Below are 22592 nucleotides of genomic sequence, written 5' to 3' on the forward strand. Positions count from 1 at the left end.
ATCAGTCAGGCATCCAACTCGGCCCAACGCTCAACCAAGGCTTCCAGCTCCTGGTTCAGCGTCTCCAGAGAGGCGATGACCTTGGCGGTTTCTGCCGCAGGGCGCAGGTAGAAGCCGGCGTCAGCCATTTCCGCTTCCACCGCAGCAATCTGCTGTTCCTTGGCGTCGATATCACCTGGCAAAGCTTCCAGCTCGCGCTGCAACTTGTAGCTGAGCTTCTTCTTGGCAGGCGCAGCTTCAGAAGCCGCTGCAGGCGCCTGCGCAGCGACCGGAGCCACCACCGCCGTGTTCAGGTCGGCCTTGCCCGACTTGCTCTCGGTCACGCCCAGCAAGCGCGGCGAGCCGCCCTGACGCAGCCAGTCCTGATAACCGCCCACGTATTCGCGCACCTTGCCTTCGCCTTCGAAAACCAGGGTGCTGGTGACCACGTTGTCGAGGAATTCCCGGTCGTGGCTGACCATCAGCACGGTGCCGTTGAAGGTCAGCAAGACCTCTTCCAGCAGTTCCAGGGTTTCCACGTCGAGGTCGTTGGTCGGTTCGTCGAGCACCAGCAGGTTGGCCGGCTTGCTGAACAGCTTGGCCAGCAGCAGGCGCGCACGCTCACCCCCCGACAGCGCCTTGACCGGCGTGCGCGCACGTTGCGGGCTGAACAGGAAGTCGCCCAGGTAGCTGAGTACGTGGCGGCTCTGGCCGTCGATGTCGATAAAGTCGCGACCTTCGGCGACGTTGTCGATCACGGTCTTTTCCAGGTCCAACTGGTGGCGCAACTGGTCAAAGTAGGCCACGTCGATGCGAGTGCCCTCTTCCACCTTGCCGCTGGTCGGTTGCAGGCCGCTGAGCATCAGCTTGAGCAAGGTGGTCTTGCCGGTACCGTTGGCGCCCAACAGGCCGATACGGTCGCCGCGCTGCAGGACCATGGAGAAGTCCTTGATCAGGAACGGGCCGTCCGGGTGATGGAAGCTGACGTTCTCCAGCACCATCACTTGCTTGCCCGACTTGTCGGCAGTATCGAGCTGGATATTGGCCTTGCCGGTACGCTCGCGGCGCTCACTGCGCTCGACGCGCAAGGCTTTCAAGGCACGCACGCGGCCTTCGTTACGGGTGCGACGGGCCTTGATGCCCTGGCGGATCCAGACTTCTTCCTGGGCCAGCTTCTTGTCGAACAGCGCGTTGGCGGTTTCTTCGGCCGCCAGGGCGGCTTCCTTATGCACCAGGAAGCTGGCGTAGTCGCCGTTCCAGTCGATCAGGCCGCCACGGTCCAGCTCGAGGATGCGCGTAGCCAGGCTCTGCAGGAAAGCACGGTCGTGCGTGATAAACAGCACGGCGCCCTGGAAGTCCTTGATGGCTTCTTCAAGCCAGGCGATGGCGCCGATGTCCAGGTGGTTGGTCGGTTCGTCGAGCAGCAGCAGGTCCGGCTCGGACACCAGGGCCTGGGCCAGCAGCACACGGCGACGCCAGCCGCCGGACAATTCGGCGAGGGTCTTGTCTGCCGGCAGTTGCAGGCGGCTCAGGGTGCTGTCCACCAGTTGCTGCAAGCGCCAGCCGTCACGGGCTTCGAGGTCTTGCTGGACGTGCATCAGTTTGTCCAGGTCTTCTTCGGTGACGCAGTTCTGTGCCAGGTGATGGTATTGCGCGAGCAACTCGCCAACACCGTCCAGGCCTTCGGCTACCACGTCGAACACTGTCCGTCCGTCGGCCACCGGCAATTCTTGCGGCAATTCGCCGATCTTGAGGCCCGGGGCACGCCAGACAGAGCCGTCATCGGGCTTCTGGTCGCCTTTTACCAGCTTCATCATGCTGGACTTGCCGGTGCCGTTGCGGCCGATGATGCACACCCGCTCACCACGGGCGATCTGCCAGGACACCTTGTCCAACAACGGCATGGCGCCGAAAGCAAGGGACACATCGCTGAATTTGAGCAGGGTCATACGCTTCTCCAAAAACTGGGCGCGCATTCTACCTGATGTGAGGGTGGGATGCGGTCGGCATTTTCTCTATTGACACGTTCTGTAGGACATTTCCGGCGAACTTGAACGAACCAGCCGGCAAAGCTTTCGCGGGCCGCTGGCAAAAGGCTAAGCTAGGGGCAATCAGTGTCGGCAGTGCCGGTGCTAGTCGTGATTTCTCTGCACGGACGTCTCATGCGCAGTCGCCTTTTCAACTTTTTATCTTGTCTGCTTCTTTCCGCCACTGCCGTTCAATCCGCCCAGGCGGTGGACCTCACCACTCAACGCCAGTATTACGATCAAGCCAAACGTGCCTTGGCCAAGGGCGACAGCGGCCCCTATATGCAATACAGCCAGGCCCTGGCCGATTACCCGCTCACGCCCTACCTGACCTACGACGAACTGACCGCGCGCCTGAAAACCGCAAGTAACGAGGAAATCGAACAATTCCTCGCCAAACACGGCGACTTGCCCCAGGCCAACTGGATGAAACTGCGTTGGCTGCGCTGGCTGGCCGAACGCGGCGATTGGCAAACTTTTGAAAAGTACTACGACACCAAGCTCAATTTCGTCGAGCTGGATTGCCTGCATGGCCAGTACCAGCTCAGCCACAATCTCAAGGCTGAAGGCTACAAGACCGCCGAAAAATTGTGGATGACCGGCAAATCCCAGCCCGCCGCGTGTGACGCCACGTTTGGCCAGTGGGCCGCTGCCGGCCAGCTCACCGAGCAGAAGATCTGGGAGCGCACCAAGCTCGCCGCCGAAGCGCGTAACTACGCGCTGGCCAATAGCCTGGTGAAAACCCTACCCACCCTCGGCGCCCAAGGCCGCTTGATGGTGGATGTGGCGCAAAAGCCCGACATGCTCAGCGACCCGTCACGCTTCCAGCCGGCCACCGAGGCCATGTCTGACGCCGTGGGCCTGGGCCTGCGTCGCCTGGCGCGGCAGGATCCGGACAAAGCCATGTCGCTGCTCGACGGTTACGCCAGCAGCATGCACTTCTCCCGTGACGAAAAAGTCTCGATTGCCCGCGAGATCGGCTTGACCCTGGCCAAGCGCTTCGACCCGCGCGCACTGGAGGTCATGACCAAGTACGACCCCGAGTTACGCGACAATACGGTTTCCGAGTGGCGTCTGCGCCTGCTGTTGCGCCTAGCGCGCTGGGAAGACGCCTACCAGTTGACCCGCAAACTCCCACAAGACCTGGCCACCACCAACCGTTGGCGCTACTGGCAGGCACGCAGCCTGGAGCTGGCCGAGCCGAAAAACCCGCAGGCTTTGGTGCTATACAAAAACGTGGCCAAGGAGCGGGACTTCTACGGTTTCCTCGCTGCTGACCGCTCCAAAGCCCCTTACCAGTTGAACAACAAGCCGCTGGTGATGAGCCAGGCGCTGGTCAACAAGGTGCGCAATACCCCGGGGGTGCGGCGTGCCCTGGAATTCTACGCCCGTGGCCAGATCGTCGACGGTCGCCGCGAGTGGTACCACGTCAGCCGTCATTTCAACCGTGACGAGATGGTCGCCCAGGCCAAACTGGCCTACGACATGAAGTGGTACTTTCCGGCCATCCGCACCATCAGCCAGGCGCAGTACTGGGACGACCTGGACATCCGCTTCCCGATGGCCCACCGCGACACCCTGGTGCGCGAAGCCAAGGTACGTGGCCTGCACTCCAGCTGGATCTTTGCCATCACCCGTCAGGAAAGCGCGTTCATGGACGATGCCCGCTCCGGCGTCGGCGCCAGCGGCCTGATGCAACTGATGCCCGGCACCGCCAAGGAAACTGCACGCAAGTTCAGCATCCCCCTGGCCTCCCCGGCCCAGGTGCTGGACCCGGATAAAAACATCCAGCTCGGCGCTGCTTACCTGAGCCAGGTTCACAGCCAGTTCAACGGCAACCGCGTGCTCGCCTCCGCTGCCTACAACGCCGGCCCCGGCCGCGTGCGCCAATGGCTGCGCGGCGCAGACCACCTGAGTTTCGACGTGTGGGTGGAAAGCATCCCCTTCGACGAAACCCGCCAGTATGTGCAGAACGTGCTGTCTTATTCGGTGATCTACGGGCAGAAGCTCAACTCACCGCAGCCGTTGGTGGATTGGCATGAGCGGTACTTCGACGACCAATAAGGCTCTGAACCTGCTTCTAATGTGGGAGGGGGCTTGCCCCCGATTGCAGGCTGTCAGTCACACGTCTATTGCTGATCCGCCGCTATCGGGGGCAAGCCCCCTCCCACAGGTTCCGCACTGAACTGCAACGCCGCCAACCGCGCATACAGCGGATTGCTCGCAATCAACTGCTGATGCGTGCCCACCGCCACCAGCTTGCCCTGGTCCATCACCGCAATGCGGTCGGCATTCTTCACCGTGGCCAAACGGTGGGCGATCACCAGCGTGGTGCGCCCCTGCATCAGCTGCGGCAGCGCTTGCTGGATAAGGTGTTCACTCTGGGCGTCGAGGGCGCTGGTGGCTTCGTCCAGCAGCAGGATCGGCGCGTCGACCAGCAAGGCGCGAGCGATGGCCAGGCGTTGGCGCTGGCCGCCGGAGAGGCCCTGGCCACTTTCGCCGAGGTGGGTTTGGTAGCCGTCGGGCATTTGCAGGATGAAGTCGTGGGCGTGGGCAATACGCGCGGCGGCTTCCACCTGGGCGGTGGTGGCGGACGGGTTGCCGTAGCGGATGTTGTCCTCGACGCTGCCGAAGAACAACGCCGGGCTCTGGGACACCAGGGCGAAATGGCGCCGCAGGTCCAGGGGGTCTAGCTCGGTCAGCGGCTGGCCTTCGAGCAGGATTCGGCCTTGCTGGGGGTCGTAGAAGCGCAGCAGCAGATCGAAAATCGTCGACTTGCCCGCACCGGACGGCCCTACCAAGGCCAGGGTTTCGCCCGGGTTGATGGTCAGGTTCAAGCCGTCGATGGCATAGCTGTCCGGTCGCGAAGGATAGGAAAAGCGTAGGTCCTGCAGTTCCATGCGGCCACTGACTCGTTCCGGCAAACGTACGCCGCCAGTGGCCGGCGCCTGGATCTCGTTGCCTGACTGCAACAGCTCACCGATACGCTCGGCTGCACCAAAGGCACGCTGCAACTCGCCAAGCACTTCGCTTAGGGTGCCGACGGCGCTGCCGACAATCAGGCTGTAGAACACGAACGCCGCCAGCTCACCGCCGGAAATGCGCCCGCTGATCACGTCCATGCCGCCCACCCACAGCATCACGCCTACCGCGCCGAGCACCAGCATGATCACCAAGGTGATCAGCCAGGAGCGCTGCAAGATGCGTTTACGTGCCGTGACAAAGGCGTCCTCGACGGTGACGGCAAAGCGTTGTTCGTCCTGCACCTGATGGTTATAGGCCTGTACGGTCTTGATCTGGCCCAACGTCTCGGCGACATAGCTGCCGACGTCCGCGATACGGTCCTGGCTCAAACGCGACAGGCTGCGCACCCTGCGCCCGAAGATCAGAATCGGCGCTAGCACCAGCGGCAACGCCACCACTACGATGCTGGTGAGCTTGGGGTTAGTGATAAACAGCAATACGATGCCGCCGATCACCATCAGGGCGTTGCGCAGAAACAGCGACAGTGATGAGCCGATCACCGATTGCAGTAAGGTGGTGTCGGTGGTCAGCCGCGACTGGATTTCCGAGCTGCGGTTGTTCTCGTAGAAGCCTGGGTGCAGGTAGATCAGGTGGTTGAACACCTGCCGGCGAATATCGGCTACCACCCGCTCGCCAATCCACGACACCAGGTAAAACCGCGTGAAGGTGCCCACGGCCAGGCCGAGCACCAGCAGCATGAACAGGCCGATTGACTGGTTGAGCAGGTGTGGCGACTGGGTCATGAAGCCCTGGTCCACCAACAGGCGTATGCCCTGCCCCATGGACAAGGTGATGCCAGCGGTGACGATCAGCGCCAGCAGTGCGCCAAGCGCCTGCCAACGGTAGGGCGCAATAAAGCGGCTGGCCAGGCGAATCGCACGGCGTTGACGGATGGAGAACATGGAAGGCATCACCCAATGAGGAGTCTGTACTTCAACATTGGGGGAACTTGCGCAAATAACAATGAGTCAGGTTAATTATGCCCGCCGATGCAGGCCGCTAGAGGCTATCGGTCTAAGCCTGATCTGGAAATATGTACCGGTTTCTGGTGGACTGGGTGTTCAAACCGATGAGCGTGTAAGGAGTTGTAACAGCGCGTTCATGCGGGGGAATTAAAGTAGGTACACAACCTGATGAGGAGACAGGCCATGACCTTGCAAAATAGCAGCGACGCCAAGATTGAAGTGATCCGCCAGCCGCAGCAGCTGCCTTGCTCGTACATCGATGCCAAGGGCCGGGAAGTGCAGATTACCGAAGAAATGATCCAGCAAGCCTGCAGCGAGCTGGAACAGCGACTGGTCAAGCCTGCCCAGCAAGGCTGAAGCGCCCACGCTCTTTCAAACCCGGCCCAGGTGGCCGGGTTTTTTATGCCCCCTGTAGGAGCGAGCTTGCTCGCGAAAAACCTGAGGGCGCCGCGTTAAATCAGAAACGCTGCGTTATCGTTGACGTTTTTCGCGAGCAAGCTCGCTCCTACAGTTATAGGTGTTCGGCACCCAGAGCAGTCACGATCTGTGACAGCACCGCCGACTCCCCGTTGATGCGCACCTTCAAGCCATCGATCTCGCGACGCTCCGGATAGTGCTTGCGCAGCAGGTCGAAAGCTTGGCGCTGTTCCTGCACAGTGCCCACCAGGCTGCGACGGAAATCCGCGTCGTCACGGCGTGGGTCGTACACACTGCGGCACAAGGTCGCCAGCGCCCAGGCCGGGTCAGTCTCAGGATGCAGGTGCATCTCGGCCAGCCAGGGGGCCGGCAGCAAATCACTTAAGTGAATACTCGGTTCCTGGCCCAGGTGCGCGCACAGCGCCTGGTAAATCTGCGCGGTGCCGCGCTGCTTGCCATCGAGGCTGTAGCCGGCAATATGCGGCGTGGCCAGCACGCACAGGTCAGCCAGGTCGACGTCCACCTCGGGCTCGCCTTCCCACACGTCCAGCACCGCTTGCAGGTCTTCGCGCGCCAGCAACACCTCGCGCAGCGCGGCGTTATCCACCACCGCACCCCGGCTGGCGTTGATCAGCCAGGTGCCCGGCTTGAGCTGTGCCAGGCGCTGGCGATCAAACAGGTGCCAGGTCGAACCGTTGCCGGACTTGATCAGCGGCGTATGCAAGCTGATCACGTCACATTGCTCGATGACCTGCTGCAGACTGACGTAATCACCGTCTTCGGTAATCTGGCGCGGCGGATCGCACACCAACACATTCCAGCCCAGGCCCTTGAGCACCTTGACCAAGCGCCCGCCGACTTCGCCGGCACCGACGATGCCATAGGTACGCTGTTTGAGGTCAGCGCCTTCGATTTCAGCCAGGGTCTGCAAGCTGCCAAGCACGTAGTCCACCACCCCACGCGCATTGCAGCCGGGCGCGCTGGACCACTGGATACCCGCTTGCTTGAAGTAGTCGAGGTCCAGGTGGTCGGTGCCGATGGTGCAGGTGCCAACAAAGCGCACGTTACTGCCCTCAAGCAGGGCACGGTTGACGTTGGTCACCGAGCGCACCAGTAGCACGTCGGCCTGCCCGACCGTAGCGCGGTCGATGGAACGGCCAGGCACGCGGCGAATCTCGCCAAACCCTTCGAAGAATGCATCGAGCAGCGGGATATTTTCGTCGGCAACAATCAGCATGGCAGGCTCCTTTGGCGGATTGGCAGTGTACAGAAGATCCTGTGTAGGAGCTGGCTTGCCTGCGATTGCATCGACCCGGTTTGCCTGATGTACCGAGGTGCCTGCATCGCAGGCAAGCCAGCTCCCACAGGGTTCAGCGCTGGCCGGGGCGCATTGCTTACAAATCCCTAACACAGGTTTTTTCCTGACCGCTGCGTCAACGCGTAGAATCCGCCGTCCTTGCGACTGCCTTTTTTATTGGACACCTGTACGTGAACACTGCCACCGCTACCCTCTCCCGCCCCGCCCGCATCAGCCGGGAAGTGCGCGGCCTGCTGACGCTGGCCTTGCCGATCATGATTGGCCAACTGGCAACCACCGCAATGAGCTTCGTCGATGCGGTGATGGCCGGGCGCGTGAGCCCGCAGGACCTGGCGGCGGTGGGCCTGGGTAATTCGATCTGGATCCCGGTGTACCTGTTGATGACCGGTACTCTGCTGGCCACTACGCCGAAAGTCGCCCAGCGCTACGGTGCGGGCCAGTTCAGCGAGATCGGGCCCTTGGTGCGTCAGTCATTGTGGCTGGCCGTGGTGGTTGGCATCGCAGGGGCGCTGTTGTTGCTGTGCGCCGAGCCGATCCTGCATGCGATGAAGGTCGAACCCGACTTGATCGAGCCGTCCATGGGCTACCTGCACGGCATCGCCGCCGGTATGCCGGCGGTGGCGTTGTACTACGTGTTTCGCTGTTTCAGTGACGGCCTGGGCCGCACACGGCCGAGCATGGTCATGGGCTTGTGCGGGTTGGCGCTGAATATTCCGCTGAACTACATCTTCATCTACGGCCACCTGGGCGTACCGGCCATGGGCGGCGTGGGTTGTGGCTGGGCTACCGCGATTGCAATGTGGGTGATGATGATCGGCCTGGCCATCTGGACGCGCTGGGGCGCGGCCTATCAAAGCAGCGAATTGTTCAAGCGCTTCGACTGGCCGCAGTGGGCGGTGATCAAGCGCGTGTTGGGCATTGGCCTGCCGATAGGCGTGGCGATCTTTGCCGAATCGAGTATTTTTGCGGTGATCGCCTTGTTGATCGGCAGCCTGGGCGCCACGGTGGTCTCCGGCCACCAGATCGCGCTGAACGTCAGCTCCCTGGTGTTCATGATCCCTTACTCCCTGAGCATGGCCGTCACCGTGCGCGTCGGCCAGGCGCTGGGGCGCGGCGAACCTCGGGAAGCACGCTTCGCCGCCGGCGTCGGCATGGGCACCGCACTGGCGTATGCCTGCTTTTCCTGCAGCTTGATGCTGTTGTTTCGCGAGCAGATTGCAGCGATCTATACGCCCGACCCGGTGGTGATCCACCTGGCGTCGATGCTGATCGTGTTCTCGGCGCTGTTCCAGTTCTCTGACTCGATCCAGGTCACCGCCGCCGGCGCATTGCGCGGCTACCAGGACACCCGGGTGACCATGGTGCTGACCTTGTTCGCCTATTGGGGCGTGGGCCTGCCGGTGGGTTACGCCCTGGGCCTGACCAACTGGCTCGGCGAACCCAGCGGCCCGAGCGGTTTATGGCAAGGCCTGATCGTGGGCTTGAGCTGTGCGGCGGGGATGTTGGTGGTGCGCCTGGCGCGCAGTGCACGCCGACGCATTCGGGCCGAAAAGGCGCAGGCTTAATCGGCTTTCTTGCGGATCCAGTACAGGTAGGTGCCAGCATCTTCCTGCTGATCCACCAGTTCATGGTCGAGAAACACGCAGAACTTGGGGATATCGCGACGGGTCGACGGGTCGGTCGCGATCACCTTGAGCAGGCCGCCCGCCGGCAGGTCGCGGATGTGCTGGTGCAGCATCATCACGGGTTCCGGGCAGTTGAGGCCGGTGGCGTCGAGGGTGCCATCAACCGGCAGTTCAAGACTCATACTTCACTCCTAAAACTGGCACCGCTCAACAATGTGGGAGCGGGCTTGCCCGCGATGACGGGGGCACATTCAACATAAATTTCGACTGTTATACCGCTTTCGCAGGCAAGCCAGTTCCCACATTTAATATCAGCGGCCTTTGGATTTCTTTACGTCTACCAGGCGGCGCAGGTGACAGGTCACTTCTTCGCGATCGTGGTAGAGCTGCTTGCAGCCGATCTCCACACGAATGCCACGCGCCTTGAAGCCTTCTTCGATGCGCTCCAGCAAACGCTTCACTTCGGCGTAACGCTGTTTCATCGGCAACTTCAGGTTCACCACCGCCTCGCGGCAATGCCCTTCGCCAATCCACGTTTCCAAGAGTGCCGCGTTGCGAGCGGGCTTCTCAACGATGTCGCAGACCATCCAGTCTACCGGCTGCTTGGGCACGAAGGTGAAGCCGTCGGCCATCAGATGCTGCACCAGGCCGGTGTCCATCAGGCTTTCGGCCATGGGGCCGTTGTCGATGGCAGTCACCAGCATGCCACGGTTGACCAGTTGCCAGGTCCAGCCGCCCGGTGCGGCGCCGAGGTCGACGCCGGTCATGTCGCCGTGCAGGCGCTCGTCCCACTGGTCACGGGGGATAAAGTGGTGCCAGGCTTCCTCCAGCTTCAGGGTCGAACGGCTGGGTGCGTCACGCGGGAACTTGAGGCGCGGGATGCCCATGGGCCACATCGCCGAGTTATTCGACTCGGCCAGGCCCATGAACACTTCACGGCCACTCTTGAAGGTCAGCAGCAGGCGAGGCTTGCTCGGGTCGTCCACCAGCTTGCCGGCGTTAAGCAGAGCTTTGCGCAGGTGCACTTCGAACTTCTTGCAGAAGTTTGAGAGTTCCTTGCCGTCGTTGGTGTCGACCATCTCCAGCCACAGGCTGCCGCACACGGGGAATTCGCGCAGGTGGGCGAGGATCACGCTGATACGGTCGGTTTCCGGCAGGTCGATAAACACCCCGCGCGCCCACTGCCGGGGGAAGATCAGCTCGGCGAAGCGTTGGCCGTGCATCAGGCGCTGGGCGCCGTCTTCTTCGGTGCAGACAAATTCGGCGCAGGCGCTGCCGGTCTTGGCCTTGGCGTAGCCGGACACGTTCAGGCGCGCGGCGTGCTCCGCGATCTCGGAACAGACTTCGCCTTCAAAACCCGGGCGGCAGTGCATAAAAAGGGTGTTCATTGAATCTCCTGGTGAATCAACTGGCCTTGCGCTATCGCAATACCTGTCATGAAAACGCGCGCATGATAGCCGAGTTCGGAACCTTGGACTCAGCGATAGAGTCCAGTTATTAGCCTGCTAATGAAAACAGCGCTAACGTGATAGCTCTGTTCGTCCCGTCAGGTCCGTAGCCGTGCGGACCATAAGGAGTCATGTAATGTCATCCCTTGATAGCCTGAGAACCCTTAAGACACTGCAAATAGACAGTAAAACCTACCACTACTTCAGCCTGCCCGAAGCCGCCAAGAGCCTGGGTGACCTGGACAAGCTGCCGATGTCCCTCAAGGTGCTGCTGGAAAACCTGCTGCGCTGGGAAGACGCCAAGACCGTCACCGGCACCGACCTCAAGGCCATCGCCGCCTGGCTCAAAGAGCGCCAGTCTGACCGCGAGATCCAGTACCGCCCCGCTCGCGTGCTGATGCAGGACTTTACCGGGGTACCCGCGGTGGTCGACCTGGCCGCCATGCGCGCCGCCGTGGCCAAGGCCGGGGGCGACCCGCAGCGCATCAACCCGCTGTCACCGGTGGACCTGGTGATTGACCACTCGGTGATGGTCGACAAGTTCGGCAGCACCAGCGCCTTTGAGCAGAACGTTGACATCGAAATGCAGCGCAACGGCGAACGCTACGCCTTCCTGCGCTGGGGCCAGAGCGCCTTTGACAACTTCAGCGTCGTGCCACCTGGCACCGGTATCTGCCACCAGGTCAACCTCGAATACCTGGGCCGCACCGTATGGACCAAAGAAGAAGACGGCCGCACCTACGCCTTCCCCGACACCCTGGTAGGCACCGACTCCCACACCACCATGATCAACGGCCTCGGCGTATTGGGCTGGGGCGTGGGCGGCATCGAAGCCGAAGCGGCGATGCTTGGCCAGCCGGTGTCGATGCTGATCCCGGAAGTCATCGGCTTCAAGCTCACCGGCAAGCTCAAGGAAGGCATCACCGCCACCGACCTGGTGCTGACCGTGACGCAAATGCTGCGCAAAAAAGGCGTGGTGGGCAAGTTCGTCGAGTTCTACGGCGACGGGCTGGCCGATTTGCCCCTGGCCGACCGCGCGACCATCGCCAACATGGCACCGGAATATGGTGCGACCTGTGGCTTTTTCCCGGTGGATGAGGTGACCCTGGACTACCTGCGCCTGTCCGGCCGCCCGGCTGAGACGGTCAAGCTGGTGGAAGCCTATACCAAGGCCCAGGGCCTGTGGCGCAACGCAGGCCAGGAGCCGGTCTTCACCGACACCCTGGCCCTGGACATGGGCACTGTCGAGGCCAGCCTTGCCGGGCCTAAACGCCCCCAGGACCGCGTCGCCCTGCCGAACGTAGGCCAAGCGTTCAGCGATTTTCTCGACCTGCAATTCAAGCCCACCAGCAAAGAAGAAGGCCGCCTCGAAAGCGAGGGCGGAGGCGGCGTTGCCGTGGGCAATGCCGATCTGGTCGGCGAGGCGGATTATGAATACGAAGGCAACACCTATCGCCTGAAAAACGGCGCGGTGGTGATCGCCGCGATTACCTCCTGCACCAACACCTCCAACCCCAGCGTGATGATGGCGGCCGGGCTGGTGGCGAAAAAAGCCGTGGAAAAAGGCCTGACCCGCAAGCCCTGGGTGAAAAGCTCCCTGGCGCCAGGCTCCAAAGTGGTCACCGACTACTACAAGGCTGCGGGCCTCACCCAGTACCTGGACAAGCTTGGCTTCGACCTGGTGGGCTACGGCTGCACCACCTGTATCGGCAACTCCGGGCCCCTGCCCGAGCCGATCGAAAAAGCCATTCAGAAGGCCGACCTCACCGTGGCCTCGGTGCTGTCCGGCAACCGTAACTTCGAAGGCCGTGTGCACCCACTGGTGAAAACCAACTGGCTGGCTTCGCCGCCCCTGGTCGTCGCCTACGCGTTGGCCGGCACCGTGCGCATCGACATCAGCAGCGAACCGCTGGGCAATGACCAGCAGGGTAATCCGGTGTACCTCAAGGACATCTGGCCCAGCAGCCAGGAAATCGCCGAAGCGGTGGCCCAAGTCAGCACCAGCATGTTCCACAAGGAATATGCCGAAGTGTTTGCCGGCGACGAGCAATGGCAAGCCATTGAAGTACCGCAGGCAGCCACCTACGTGTGGCAGCAAGATTCCACTTACATCCAGCACCCGCCGTTCTTCGACGACATTGCCGGCCCGCTGCCGGTGATCGAGGACGTCAAGGGCGCCAACGTACTGGCCCTGCTGGGGGATTCGGTAACCACCGACCACATCTCCCCTGCCGGCAATATCAAGGCCGACAGCCCGGCCGGGCGCTACCTGCGCGAACAGGGCGTGGAGCCGCGTGACTTCAACTCCTACGGCTCACGCCGGGGCAACCATGAAGTGATGATGCGCGGCACCTTCGCCAATATCCGTATCCGCAATGAAATGCTCGGCGGCGAAGAAGGCGGTAACACGCTGTATATCCCCACGGGCGAGAAAATGGCGATCTACGATGCCGCCATGAAGTACCAGGCCTCGGGCACACCGCTGGTGGTGATCGCCGGCCAGGAATACGGTACCGGCTCCAGCCGCGACTGGGCGGCCAAGGGCACTAACCTGCTAGGGGTCAAGGCGGTGATCGCCGAGAGTTTCGAGCGTATCCACCGCTCCAACCTGGTAGGCATGGGCGTGTTGCCGTTGCAGTTCAAGCTGGATCAGAACCGCAAGACACTCAAGCTCACCGGCAAGGAGAAGATCGATATCCTCGGACTGACCGACGCCGAGATCGAGCCGCGGATGAACCTGACGTTGGTGATCACGCGGGAGGATGGCAGCAGCGAGAAGGTTGAGGTGCTGTGCCGGATTGATACCTTGAATGAAGTGGAGTATTTCAAGGCGGGCGGGATTCTGCACTACGTGCTGCGCCAGTTGATCGCCTCTTAAGAGCAACGCAGATCAAAGGTGGGAGCTGGCTTGCCTGCGAAAGCGGTGGGCCAGCCAACCTTTTTATAGCTGATACTCCGCCATCGCAGGCAAGCCAGCTCCCACAGTTTTGATCACATTCCAGGCATGAAAAAGGCGCTGTATCTTTCGATACAGCGCCTTTTTATGGTGTGCGGTTTAGCCGAACAGCCACTTCCAGAGCAGTACCAACACCACCACCGCCAGCACCGGCCGCGCAATGCGGTAGGCCTTGGGATGCTTGCGCTTCCACTGTTTGACCTGGCCACTGAACTTGTCGCTGAAGGTCTTGCTCCAGGCGTACGCCTGGTTGATGCCGCCCACGCGCTCGTCATCGAGGTTCTGCGGCGCGGTTGCGCGGCCCAGTTGCTTGCTGACCCAGCGGTTGATACGGGTCATCACGCGGTTGCTCAATGGCCGCTCAATGTCGCAGAACAGGATCACCCGGGTCTGTTCGGTTTCGTTTTTCACCCAGTGCACGTAGGTTTCATCGAACATCACGTCTTCACCGTCGCGCCAGGCGTAAACCTGCCCGTCGACGAAGATACGGCAGTCGTCGGAGTTCGGCGTGGACAGCCCCAGGTGATAACGCAGGGAACCGGCGAACGGGTCGCGGTGCGGGTTGAGGTGGCTGCCACCCGGCAACAGCGCGAACATCGCGCCCTTGACGTTAGGGATGCTGCTCACCAACGCCACGGTCTTGGGGCACAGCGCCTCGGCCGAAGGCAGCGGTTTGTCGTACCACTTGAGGTAGAAACGCTTCCAGCCCTTCTTGAAGAACGAACCGAAGCCGGCGTCGTTGTTCTTTTCGGCGGCGCGGATGTAGCCCTCGTCGAACAGGTGCATGGCCTCTTCGCGGATCACTTCCCAGTTGTCCTTGAGCACATCCAGTTCCGGGAACTTGCTGCGGTCCAGGTAGGGCTTGGACGGCACCGCGGAAAACAGGTACATCAGGGCGTTATACGGGGCGAACAGCGCCGAATGGTTGACGAACTGACGCAACATCGGCAAACGGGCCTTGCCACGCAGGTGCACATACAGCGTGCTGCCGATGAACAGCAGCAACACCGACAGTTTGGCGGCCAAAGAAAAGGTCATGCAGCAACTCCTGGAAATAAGCGCCTGGCCAGCAAATTTCCGTCAATGGGAAACCAGACGTAACAGCCGGCCATGATAAACACTTGAGCCATTATGCAGAAGGCCCAGGAAACCAGACTGACCTGTATCAACACTTGTAGGAGCGAGCTTGATCGCGAAGAACGTCAACGATAACGAGGGCTTACTGACACAACGTGGCGCTCTCAGGTTTTTCGCGAGCAAGCTCGCTCCTACAGTATTCAGGCCTGGTTTTCCTGCTCGGTAAACAAATCGCTGAACAACATGCTCGACAGGTAGCGCTCACCGGAGTCCGGCAAGATCACCACAATAGTCTTGCCCTGCATCTCCGGCTTCTCGGCCAGGCGCACGGCCACCGCCATGGCGGCGCCACAGGAGATCCCGCACAGAATGCCCTCTTCCAGCATCAAGCGCCGGGCCATGGCCTTGGACTCCTCGTCGGTCGCCAGCTCCACCCGGTCGACCATCGACAGGTCGAGGTTTTTCGGCACAAAACCGGCGCCGATCCCCTGGATCTTGTGCGGGCTGGGCTTGATCTCTTCACCCGCCAAGGCCTGGGTGATCACCGGGGAAACCATGGGCTCCACGGCCACCGACAGAATCGGCTTGCCCGCGGTGTTCTTGATATAGCGTGATACCCCGGTGATGGTGCCGCCGGTTCCCACGCCCGCCACCAGCACGTCCACGGCGCCATCGGTGTCGTTCCAGATTTCCGGGCCGGTGGTTTTCTCATGGATCGCAGGGTTTGCCGGGTTGTCGAACTGGGCCGGCATAAAGTAGGTGGCCGGGTCGCTGGCGACGATCTCGGCGGCCTTATCGATGGCGCCCTTCATGCCCTTGGCCGGCTCGGTCAGCACCAGTTCGGCGCCCAGAGCCTTGAGCACTTTACGGCGTTCAAGGCTCATGGACGACGGCATGGTCAGCAGCAACTTGTAGCCACGGGCAGCGGCGACAAATGCCAGGCCGATACCGGTGTTGCCCGAAGTCGGCTCGACTATGGTCATGCCCGGCTTGAGTTTGCCGCTGCTTTCCGCATCCCAGACCATGCTGGCGCCAATGCGGCACTTCACCGAATAGCCGGGGTTACGCCCTTCGATCTTGGCCAGGATCGTCACGCCCCGCGGTGCGATGCGGTTGATCTGAACCAGAGGCGTGTTGCCGATGGAGTGCGCGTTGTCTGCGAAGATGCGGCTCATGGCGATTCCTGTTGTCGAGACTTTGGAAGGCCCCAAGGGTATGCCTCGTGCTCCCAAGCGTCCAGAAGGAGGAACGTTGCGACGATCAGAACAGTCAATCTCCTACAAGCTAGGAGAACTGCCCAATGAAACGTCGCTACAGTTGGCCGTTAGGGACAATCGCCGCTCTGGTGCTGGTCCTGATTGCCGTGCACATCGCGCTGCCCTACCTGGTGCGCAACTACCTGAACGACAAACTCGCCAACATGGGCGATTACCGTGGCGAGATTGCCGATGTGGACCTGGCGCTATGGCGCGGCGCCTACCGGATCAACGGCCTGCAAATCGTCAAGGTGGACGGCAAGGTCCCGGTGCCGTTCGTCAAGGCGCCGCTGATCGAGTTCGCGGTGAGCTGGCATTCACTCTGGTACGACCATGCCGTCGTGGCCGAGGGGCATTTTGTGCGCCCCCAGATCAACTTCGTCGATGGCGGTGCCAACAAGCAGGCGTCCCAGACCGGTAAAGGCACCGACTGGCAGGAACAACTGCGCAAGCTGCTGCCGATTACCCTCAATGAAGTACGCATCGAAGACGGCGAGATCGCCTTCCATAACTTCAGCTCCAAGCCTCAGGTGAATATCAACGCCACCGGGGTCAACGCCAGCTTCTATAACCTGACCAATGTGGTGGATGTCAAAGGCAAGCGTGATGCACGCTTTGAAGGCAAGGCACTGCTGCAAGGCCAGGCGCCCCTGGAAGCCAACGCCACCTTTGACCCGCTGAGCGATTTCGAAGAGTTCGAGTTCCGCTTCCGCGCCCGCGACCTGCAACTCAAACGGATGAACGACTTCGCCTCTGCCTATGGCAAGTTCGACTTCAAGGCAGGCACGGGTGATGTGGTGATCGAAGCCCAGGCTGAAAATGGCCGGCTCACCGGCTACATCAAGCCACTGCTGCGTGATGTGGAGGTGTTCGACTGGCAACAAGACGTTGAAAACCAGGACAAGAATATCTTCCGTTCGATCTGGGAAGCCGTGGTGGGCGCCAGCGAAACCGTGCTGAAAAACCAGCGTAAAAACCAGTTCGCCACCCGTGTGGAGCTGAGCGGTAGCGTGCATCAGCAAAATATCAGTGCGTTTTCTGCGGTGATCGGAATTCTGCGCAATGGGTTCATCCAGGCGTTCAATGCTCGTTACGAACAGCCCAAGCCCGGCGCTGATTAACCCTGTGGGAGCTGATCAGCCAACTCATCTGTCACTGATACACCGCCATCGCAGGCAAGCCAGCTCCCACACTTCCTGCATGGGCCAGGGCTGATGTGACCCGCCATTCAGAGACTGAATGCCCCGTCTGCGTTCACAGTCGCCGGGGCTGAGGGGTATAGTCGGGCCATTGATGAATCCGAGGAATGACCGATGAAGTTCGAAGGCACCCAGGCCTATGTGGCTACCGATGACCTGAAACTGGCCGTCAACGCCGCCATCACCCTGGAGCGGCCGCTGCTGGTCAAGGGCGAACCGGGCACCGGCAAGACCATGCTTGCCGAGCAACTGGCCGAATCCTTCGGTGCCAGGTTGATCACCTGGCACATCAAGTCCACCACCAAGGCGCACCAGGGCCTGTACGAGTACGACGCGGTCAGCCGCCTTCGCGACTCGCAACTGGGCGTGGACAAGGTGCACGACGTGCGCAACTACCTGAAGAAGGGCAAGCTGTGGGAAGCCTTCGAGTCCGAAGAGCGGGTGATCCTGCTGATCGATGAAATCGACAAGGCCGACATCGAGTTCCCCAACGACCTGCTGCAAGAACTCGACAAGATGGAGTTCTACGTCTACGAAATCGACGAGACCATCAAAGCCAAGAAGCGCCCGATCATCATCATTACCTCCAACAACGAAAAAGAGCTGCCGGACGCGTTCCTGCGCCGCTGCTTCTTCCACTACATCGCCTTCCCCGACCGCACCACCCTGCAAAAGATCGTGGATGTGCACTACCCGGACATCAAGAAAGACCTGGTCAGCGAAGCGCTGGACGTGTTCTTCGATGTGCGCAAGGTGCCGGGCCTGAAGAAAAAACCGTCCACCTCCGAGCTGGTCGACTGGCTCAAGCTGCTGATGGCCGACAATATTGGCGAAGCAGTGCTGCGCGAGCGCGACCCGACCAAGGCCATCCCTCCCCTGGCTGGCGCCCTGGTGAAGAACGAGCAAGACGTGCAGTTGCTGGAGCGTCTGGCGTTCATGAGCCGTCGCGGTAATCGCTGATGCTGCTCAACCTGTTCAATGAGATGCGTGCCGCCAAGGTGCCGGTGTCGGTGCGCGAGCTGCTCGACCTGATCAACGCGCTCAAACAGCGCGTGACCTTCGCCGACATGGACGAGTTTTATTATTTGGCCCGGGCGATCCTGGTCAAGGACGAGCGGCATTTCGACAAGTTCGACCGGGCCTTCGGCGCCTATTTCAACGGCCTGGAAAAGCTCGACGACCACCTGCAGGCGCTGATCCCCGAAGAATGGCTACGCAAGGAATTCGAACGTTCCTTGAGCGATGAGGAACGTGCGCAGATCCAGTCCCTCGGTGGCCTCGACAAGCTGATCGAGGAGTTCAAGAAACGCCTGGAAGAACAGAAAGAACGCCACGCCGGTGGCAACAAGTGGATCGGCACCGGCGGCACCAGCCCCTTTGGTTCTGGCGGCTACAACCCCGAAGGCATTCGCGTCGGTGACGCCGGCAAGCGTCAGGGCAAGGCGGTGAAAGTCTGGGACCAGCGCGAGTACAAGAACCTCGACGACCAAGTGGAACTGGGCACGCGCAACATCAAGATCGCCCTGCGCCGCCTGCGCAAGTTTGCGCGCCAGGGCGCGGCCGAAGAGCTGGATATCGACGGCACCATTGACCACACCGCCCGCGATGCCGGCTTGCTGAATATCCAGATGCGCCCCGAACGGCGTAACACTATCAAGCTGTTGCTGCTGTTCGACATCGGCGGCTCGATGGATGCCCACGTGAAGATCTGCGAAGAGCTGTTCTCCGCGTGCAAGACCGAGTTCAAGCACCTGGAGTATTTCTACTTCCACAACTTCGTGTACGAATCGGTGTGGAAGAACAACCAGCGCCGTACTTCCGAACGCACCTCCACCCAGGACCTGCTGCACAAATACGGCGCCGACTACAAAGTGATTTTTATCGGCGATGCGGCCATGGCGCCCTATGAAATCACCCAGGCCGGTGGCAGCGTCGAGCATTGGAACGAGGAGCCCGGGTATGTGTGGATGCAGCGTTTCATGGCCAAGTACAAGAAGCTGATCTGGATTAACCCCTACCCGAAAGATACCTGGGGCTATACGGCGTCGACGGGGATTGTGCGGGAGTTGGTGGAGGATCAAATGTATCCGCTGACGCTGCGCGGGCTTGAAGAGGGCATGCGTTTTCTATCCAAGTGAACCCTGGCCTGTAGCCGATGCTATCGGCTACAGGCACGGCACTCAGCAATGCTCGTTGTCGATCCAGGAAAACCTGAGAAAGAGCGCAGCGAACTGTTTGATCAGTTCAGAATCCTGGCGGTCTACTTTCCCGTCGTTGTTCACATCCTGATTGATCGAAACACTGGCCCCTTGACCATTCCCGTCGCTGTATACCGCCGCCGAATAGACGATGGTTTCATCTCGAGGGTCTCCCTCGCCTTGATGGAAGTGCAGCCGCACCGTATCAGGAATCCCGTTGTCATCGAAGTCTCCGGCAAACACCTTCAGGTATTTGTCAAAGGGCTCATCGAGACTGAACCACTGGAAAGCCAGAAACAGCTGGGAAAACTCCAGTGCCATCTCCTGGTCAACCTTGTCGACAATGCCGTCTTGATTGAGATCATCCGCAATAATCCAGTCAAACTGGCCATCGTCAGTAATATCAAATGCCGTTGCCCGATGCACAAGCGCGGGGGTTTGGGCGGTGTCATAAAACTCCAGATAGACCACATCCGGAATATCGTTATCGAGTACATCCTGGGCATATATCTTCAAATAGCGCATAGCAAAGCCTGATAGTGAATAAGCCAATCAAGGCTTGCATGGCTGTGCGCTGGGGCAAAGACGACAAAATTCTGCAATGTCGTAGGACTCATCTTTAAAACCCACTTACGCTGAAAACCTGCGTAAATACTCTATGTGCTGCCGATGCGCTGTTTCCTGCACTACTGGGGCCAATCGGACTTTCTCCCCCGGCAAACACTGCGCCAGCCGCGCCAAGGATAAAGGCGTCAACGCGCCCAACCGCGGATAACCACCGATCGTCTGCCGGTCATTGAGCAACACAATCGGCTGCCCATCCGGGGGCACCTGGATCGCGCCCAACGGTATCCCTTCGGAAATCAACGACGGCCCCTGATACTGCAACGGCGTGCCGAGCAAACGCACGCCCATACGGTCGGCACGGCTGTCCAGAGACCATTCGGCGTTGAAGGCATCAAACAGACTCTGCCCGCTGAACTGGCCTATCTGCGCGCCGATGATCACGTCCAGTGATGCAGCGGATTGCAAATCCGGGTTGGCCAGCACCTTCATTGCACCGCCCGTACCGGAATAGGCCAACCGCCCGCCTTCGGCCAGTGCCTTGCCGCAACCGTCCACCCCGCCCAACGCTTCGCGCACGACCGTGGCACAACTGCCCAGTACAGCCTGCGCATCAAAGCCACCGGGCGCGGCCAGATAAGCGCGTGCCCCATTGAACGGCTGGGTGAAGCGCAGTCGCTGGCCCTTTTGCAGGATAAAACTGCGACCGGGGCTTATCGCTCGCTCATCGACATAGGCGCCCAGGTCCGCACCGGCCAAGGCCAGCAGGCAATAATCCTCGGCCTGCACGGTAAAGCCCCCAAGGGTGATCTCCACCACCGGCGCATCCAGGCCATTGTCCAACAGCCAGTTGGCCCAGGACATCGACACCCAATCCAGCGCGCCGCCCTGGGTCACGCCCAGATGACGCACGCCGAATCGCCCAGCGTCCTGCAACAGGCACAGCGGCGTGCTGGCCTCGATGATCAAGCGGCTCATGCCTGCGCCTCCAGCGGCGTGTCGTCGCCACCCAAGTGGATGAATTGCGCGTGGCTGACCGCTTCGAAGCGCACCGTGTCGCCGGGTTGCATCAGGCTGTAGCCGTCGCGCTCCCGGTCGAACAGTTTGGCCGGGGTGCGGCCGATCAGGTTCCAGCCGCCCGGGGACACCACCGGGTACGCGGCGGTTTGCCGTTCGGCGATGCCGACGCTGCCGGCAGCCACGCGTTTGCGCGGCGTGTTCAGGCGCGGCGTGGCAAGTAGCTCGTCCACCAGCCCCATAAAGGCAAACCCTGGGGCAAAACCGAGGGCGAACACTTGGTACTCGTGGGCGCTGTGGCGGCGGATCACCTCCTCCACGGCCAGCCCGCTGCGCTGGGACAGCAAGTTCAGTTCCGGGCCGACACTCAGGTCGTACCACACGGGCAGCACATGGCACTGGCCACTGCCCTGCGCCTGGGGTTGCAGATCGGTGAGGGCCTGGTCGATCAGCGCCCGGGCCTGGGCCGGGGTCAGCGCCGTGAGATCGTAATGCACCATCAAGGTGGTGTAGGACGGCACCAGGTCCACCAAGGCCGGGCCAAAACCGTGGCGCAGGCGCTCGGTAGCCGCGAGCATCCACGGCATGTTGGCTTCGGCGATCACGTCAAACAGACGCACCATCAGGCAGTCGATCGCCACCACTTCGATGCGTGGGTTCATGCTGTTTTCAACGCTTCGCGGATACGCTGCACGGCAGCGACCGAACTGGCGTTGTCGCCATGCACACACAGGGTATTGGCTTGTAGCACCAATGGGCTGCCGTCGCTGGCAATCAGCGATTCGCCACGGAAAAGGGTCAGGGCCTGCTGCACGATGGTGTCGGCGTCGTGATGCACCGCGCCGGGCAGTTGGCGAGACACCAGATGGCCGTTACTGTCATAGGCACGGTCAGCGAAGGCTTCGAACCACAGGGTCACCCCGTATTCGGCGCCCAAGGCTTGGGCCGCGCGGTTGTCGCGGGTGGCCAGCAGCATCAGCGGCAGGTCGCCGTAAGCGGCCACGGCCTGGATCACCGCACGCAACTGCGCGGGGTTGGCCATCATGTCGTTGTACATCGCGCCGTGGGGTTTCACATAGCTGACGCGCCCGCCCTGGGCGCGGCAGATGCCGTCCAGCGCACCGATCTGGTAGTGCAACAGGTCCTGGATTTCCTGCGGCGTGTAGTTCATGGAGCGCCGGCCGAAGCCTTGCAGGTCCTGGTAGGCCGGATGAGCGCCCACTTGCACGCCGTGCTTGAACGCCAGGCTGACGGTCTTGCGCATGATGCTCGGGTCGCCGGCATGGAAACCGCAAGCCACGTTGGCGCAATCAATGAACGGCATGACTTCGGCGTCCAGACCCATGGTCCAGTTGCCAAAGCTTTCGCCGATGTCGCAGTTCAGTAGCAGGCGGCTCACGGGGGTCGCTCCTGTAGGCTTTGTTTTCTTGTAGTGTGGGATTTTTTACGCAGAACTCGCAACTTGTCCTGACACCCCAACGACGCTTATCGTGGAATAGCTCGATTTTTGGCGCTTACCCGG

General features: G+C 61.1%; 18 protein-coding genes and 1 pseudogene. 8 read left to right on the forward strand and 11 right to left on the reverse strand.

Going from position 1 to position 22592, the window contains the following annotated elements; genetic code table 11:
• Positions 1 to 5: 5 nt before the first annotated feature.
• Positions 6 to 1928, reverse strand: coding sequence for an ATP-binding cassette domain-containing protein (locus BMH52_RS09740; RefSeq protein ID WP_073843507.1), 1923 nt, complete (start codon positions 1926 to 1928; stop codon positions 6 to 8).
• Positions 1929 to 2141: 213 nt separating this feature from the next.
• Between BMH52_RS09740 and BMH52_RS09745 the strand changes: the two genes are divergently transcribed.
• Positions 2142 to 4070, forward strand: coding sequence for a transglycosylase SLT domain-containing protein (locus tag BMH52_RS09745; protein WP_073843509.1), 1929 nt, complete (start codon positions 2142 to 2144; stop codon positions 4068 to 4070).
• Positions 4071 to 4135: 65 nt separating this feature from the next.
• On the opposite strand, the gene BMH52_RS09750 is transcribed toward BMH52_RS09745, so the two are convergent.
• Entirely contained in the window at positions 4136 to 5941 is a 1806-nt protein-coding gene (locus BMH52_RS09750) for an ABC transporter ATP-binding protein/permease (RefSeq protein WP_177345082.1), read from the reverse strand.
• Positions 5942 to 6178: 237 nt separating this feature from the next.
• Here BMH52_RS09750 and BMH52_RS29265 point away from each other — a divergent pair, with 237 nt between their 5' ends.
• On the forward strand, positions 6179 to 6352 hold the full coding sequence (locus BMH52_RS29265) for a PA1571 family protein (protein WP_014717504.1): 174 nt from the start codon (positions 6179 to 6181) through the stop codon (positions 6350 to 6352).
• A 154-nt stretch (positions 6353 to 6506) separates the two neighbouring features.
• Here BMH52_RS29265 and pdxB read toward each other — a convergent pair whose 3' ends face one another.
• Positions 6507 to 7649: a 4-phosphoerythronate dehydrogenase PdxB gene (gene pdxB / locus BMH52_RS09755; protein WP_073843513.1), complete on the reverse strand. Its 1143-nt coding sequence runs from the start codon at positions 7647 to 7649 to the stop codon at positions 6507 to 6509.
• Between the two features lie 251 nt (positions 7650 to 7900).
• On the opposite strand from pdxB, the gene BMH52_RS09760 reads away from it, so the two are divergent.
• A complete protein-coding gene (locus BMH52_RS09760) occupies positions 7901 to 9295 on the forward strand; it encodes an MATE family efflux transporter (RefSeq protein ID WP_014717502.1) in 1395 nt (464 codons plus the stop codon).
• On the opposite strand, the gene tusA is transcribed toward BMH52_RS09760, so the two are convergent.
• The gene (gene tusA, locus BMH52_RS09765; RefSeq protein ID WP_014717501.1) at positions 9292 to 9537 is read right to left on the reverse strand and encodes a sulfurtransferase TusA; all 246 of its coding nucleotides are present in this window, start codon (positions 9535 to 9537) and stop codon (positions 9292 to 9294) included. The two genes, BMH52_RS09760 and tusA, sit on opposite strands and share 4 nt — an antisense overlap.
• A 129-nt stretch (positions 9538 to 9666) precedes the next feature.
• Complete coding sequence (rlmM, locus tag BMH52_RS09770) at positions 9667 to 10743, reverse strand: 23S rRNA (cytidine(2498)-2'-O)-methyltransferase RlmM (RefSeq protein ID WP_014717500.1); 1077 nt, start codon at positions 10741 to 10743, stop codon at positions 9667 to 9669.
• A 196-nt stretch (positions 10744 to 10939) separates the two neighbouring features.
• Here rlmM and acnA point away from each other — a divergent pair, with 196 nt between their 5' ends.
• A complete protein-coding gene (acnA, locus tag BMH52_RS09775; RefSeq protein ID WP_032903155.1) occupies positions 10940 to 13681 on the forward strand; it encodes an aconitate hydratase AcnA in 2742 nt (913 codons plus the stop codon).
• Positions 13682 to 13858: 177 nt separating this feature from the next.
• On the opposite strand, the gene BMH52_RS09780 is transcribed toward acnA, so the two are convergent.
• On the reverse strand, positions 13859 to 14797 hold the full coding sequence (locus BMH52_RS09780; protein WP_005786126.1) for an aspartyl/asparaginyl beta-hydroxylase domain-containing protein: 939 nt from the start codon (positions 14795 to 14797) through the stop codon (positions 13859 to 13861).
• A gap of 148 nt (positions 14798 to 14945) precedes the next feature.
• Between BMH52_RS09780 and BMH52_RS29545 the strand changes: the two are divergent.
• Positions 14946 to 15038, forward strand: a pseudogene (locus BMH52_RS29545) (outer membrane lipoprotein carrier protein LolA); the annotation flags it as partial.
• Here BMH52_RS29545 and cysK read toward each other — a convergent pair.
• Positions 15037 to 16011, reverse strand: coding sequence for a cysteine synthase A (cysK, locus tag BMH52_RS09785; protein WP_014717498.1), 975 nt, complete (start codon positions 16009 to 16011; stop codon positions 15037 to 15039). The pseudogene BMH52_RS29545 and the gene cysK sit on opposite strands and share 2 nt — an antisense overlap.
• A gap of 125 nt (positions 16012 to 16136) precedes the next feature.
• On the opposite strand from cysK, the gene BMH52_RS09790 reads away from it, so the two are divergent.
• The 3 genes from BMH52_RS09790 (at position 16137) to BMH52_RS09800 (ending at position 19429) form a co-directional block, all read left to right on the forward strand.
• The gene (locus tag BMH52_RS09790; protein ID WP_073843515.1) at positions 16137 to 17213 is read left to right on the forward strand and encodes a DUF748 domain-containing protein; all 1077 of its coding nucleotides are present in this window, start codon (positions 16137 to 16139) and stop codon (positions 17211 to 17213) included.
• Positions 17214 to 17405: 192 nt separating this feature from the next.
• Positions 17406 to 18251 carry a MoxR family ATPase gene (locus BMH52_RS09795; RefSeq protein WP_003189627.1) on the forward strand — a complete coding sequence of 282 codons (846 nt, stop codon included), beginning with the start codon at positions 17406 to 17408 and terminating at the stop codon, positions 18249 to 18251.
• Entirely contained in the window at positions 18251 to 19429 is a 1179-nt protein-coding gene (locus BMH52_RS09800) for a VWA domain-containing protein (RefSeq protein ID WP_003189625.1), read from the forward strand. Before BMH52_RS09795 ends, BMH52_RS09800 begins: the two co-directional genes overlap by 1 nt.
• Positions 19430 to 19471: 42 nt before the next feature.
• On the opposite strand, the gene BMH52_RS09805 is transcribed toward BMH52_RS09800, so the two are convergent.
• The 4 genes from BMH52_RS09805 to BMH52_RS09820 all read right to left on the reverse strand — a co-directional run bounded on the left by BMH52_RS09805 (position 19472) and on the right by BMH52_RS09820 (position 22469).
• Positions 19472 to 20014: a hypothetical protein gene (locus BMH52_RS09805; RefSeq protein ID WP_072434373.1), complete on the reverse strand. Its 543-nt coding sequence runs from the start codon at positions 20012 to 20014 to the stop codon at positions 19472 to 19474.
• 105 nt (positions 20015 to 20119) lie between these two features.
• Positions 20120 to 21031 carry a biotin-dependent carboxyltransferase family protein gene (locus BMH52_RS09810; protein ID WP_073843517.1) on the reverse strand — a complete coding sequence of 304 codons (912 nt, stop codon included), beginning with the start codon at positions 21029 to 21031 and terminating at the stop codon, positions 20120 to 20122.
• On the reverse strand, positions 21028 to 21732 hold the full coding sequence (locus tag BMH52_RS09815; RefSeq protein WP_073843519.1) for an allophanate hydrolase subunit 1: 705 nt from the start codon (positions 21730 to 21732) through the stop codon (positions 21028 to 21030). Before BMH52_RS09815 ends, BMH52_RS09810 begins: the two co-directional genes overlap by 4 nt.
• Complete coding sequence (locus BMH52_RS09820; RefSeq protein ID WP_073843521.1) at positions 21729 to 22469, reverse strand: 5-oxoprolinase subunit PxpA; 741 nt, start codon at positions 22467 to 22469, stop codon at positions 21729 to 21731. Before BMH52_RS09820 ends, BMH52_RS09815 begins: the two co-directional genes overlap by 4 nt.
• Positions 22470 to 22592: the final 123 nt, after the last annotated feature.

The sequence above is a fragment of the Pseudomonas sp. BTN1 genome (genome assembly GCF_001907715.1).
Taxonomy (GTDB): Bacteria; Pseudomonadota; Gammaproteobacteria; order Pseudomonadales; family Pseudomonadaceae; genus Aquipseudomonas; species Aquipseudomonas paracarnis.

Coding starts and splice junctions, on each gene's coding strand:
- BMH52_RS09740 (WP_073843507.1), bottom strand. CDS start 1,928: ATGACCCTGCTCAAATTCAGCGATGTGTCCCTTGCTTTCGGCGCCATG.
- BMH52_RS09745 (WP_073843509.1), top strand. CDS start 2,142: ATGCGCAGTCGCCTTTTCAACTTTTTATCTTGTCTGCTTCTTTCCGCC.
- BMH52_RS09750 (WP_177345082.1), bottom strand. CDS start 5,941: ATGCCTTCCATGTTCTCCATCCGTCAACGCCGTGCGATTCGCCTGGCC.
- BMH52_RS29265 (WP_014717504.1), top strand. CDS start 6,179: ATGACCTTGCAAAATAGCAGCGACGCCAAGATTGAAGTGATCCGCCAG.
- pdxB (WP_073843513.1), bottom strand. CDS start 7,649: ATGCTGATTGTTGCCGACGAAAATATCCCGCTGCTCGATGCATTCTTC.
- tusA (WP_014717501.1), bottom strand. CDS start 9,537: ATGAGTCTTGAACTGCCGGTTGATGGCACCCTCGACGCCACCGGCCTC.
- rlmM (WP_014717500.1), bottom strand. CDS start 10,743: ATGAACACCCTTTTTATGCACTGCCGCCCGGGTTTTGAAGGCGAAGTC.
- acnA (WP_032903155.1), top strand. CDS start 10,940: ATGTCATCCCTTGATAGCCTGAGAACCCTTAAGACACTGCAAATAGAC.
- BMH52_RS09780 (WP_005786126.1), bottom strand. CDS start 14,797: ATGACCTTTTCTTTGGCCGCCAAACTGTCGGTGTTGCTGCTGTTCATC.
- cysK (WP_014717498.1), bottom strand. CDS start 16,011: ATGAGCCGCATCTTCGCAGACAACGCGCACTCCATCGGCAACACGCCT.
- BMH52_RS09790 (WP_073843515.1), top strand. CDS start 16,137: ATGAAACGTCGCTACAGTTGGCCGTTAGGGACAATCGCCGCTCTGGTG.
- BMH52_RS09795 (WP_003189627.1), top strand. CDS start 17,406: ATGAAGTTCGAAGGCACCCAGGCCTATGTGGCTACCGATGACCTGAAA.
- BMH52_RS09800 (WP_003189625.1), top strand. CDS start 18,251: ATGCTGCTCAACCTGTTCAATGAGATGCGTGCCGCCAAGGTGCCGGTG.
- BMH52_RS09805 (WP_072434373.1), bottom strand. CDS start 20,014: ATGCGCTATTTGAAGATATATGCCCAGGATGTACTCGATAACGATATT.
- BMH52_RS09810 (WP_073843517.1), bottom strand. CDS start 21,031: ATGAGCCGCTTGATCATCGAGGCCAGCACGCCGCTGTGCCTGTTGCAG.
- BMH52_RS09815 (WP_073843519.1), bottom strand. CDS start 21,732: ATGAACCCACGCATCGAAGTGGTGGCGATCGACTGCCTGATGGTGCGT.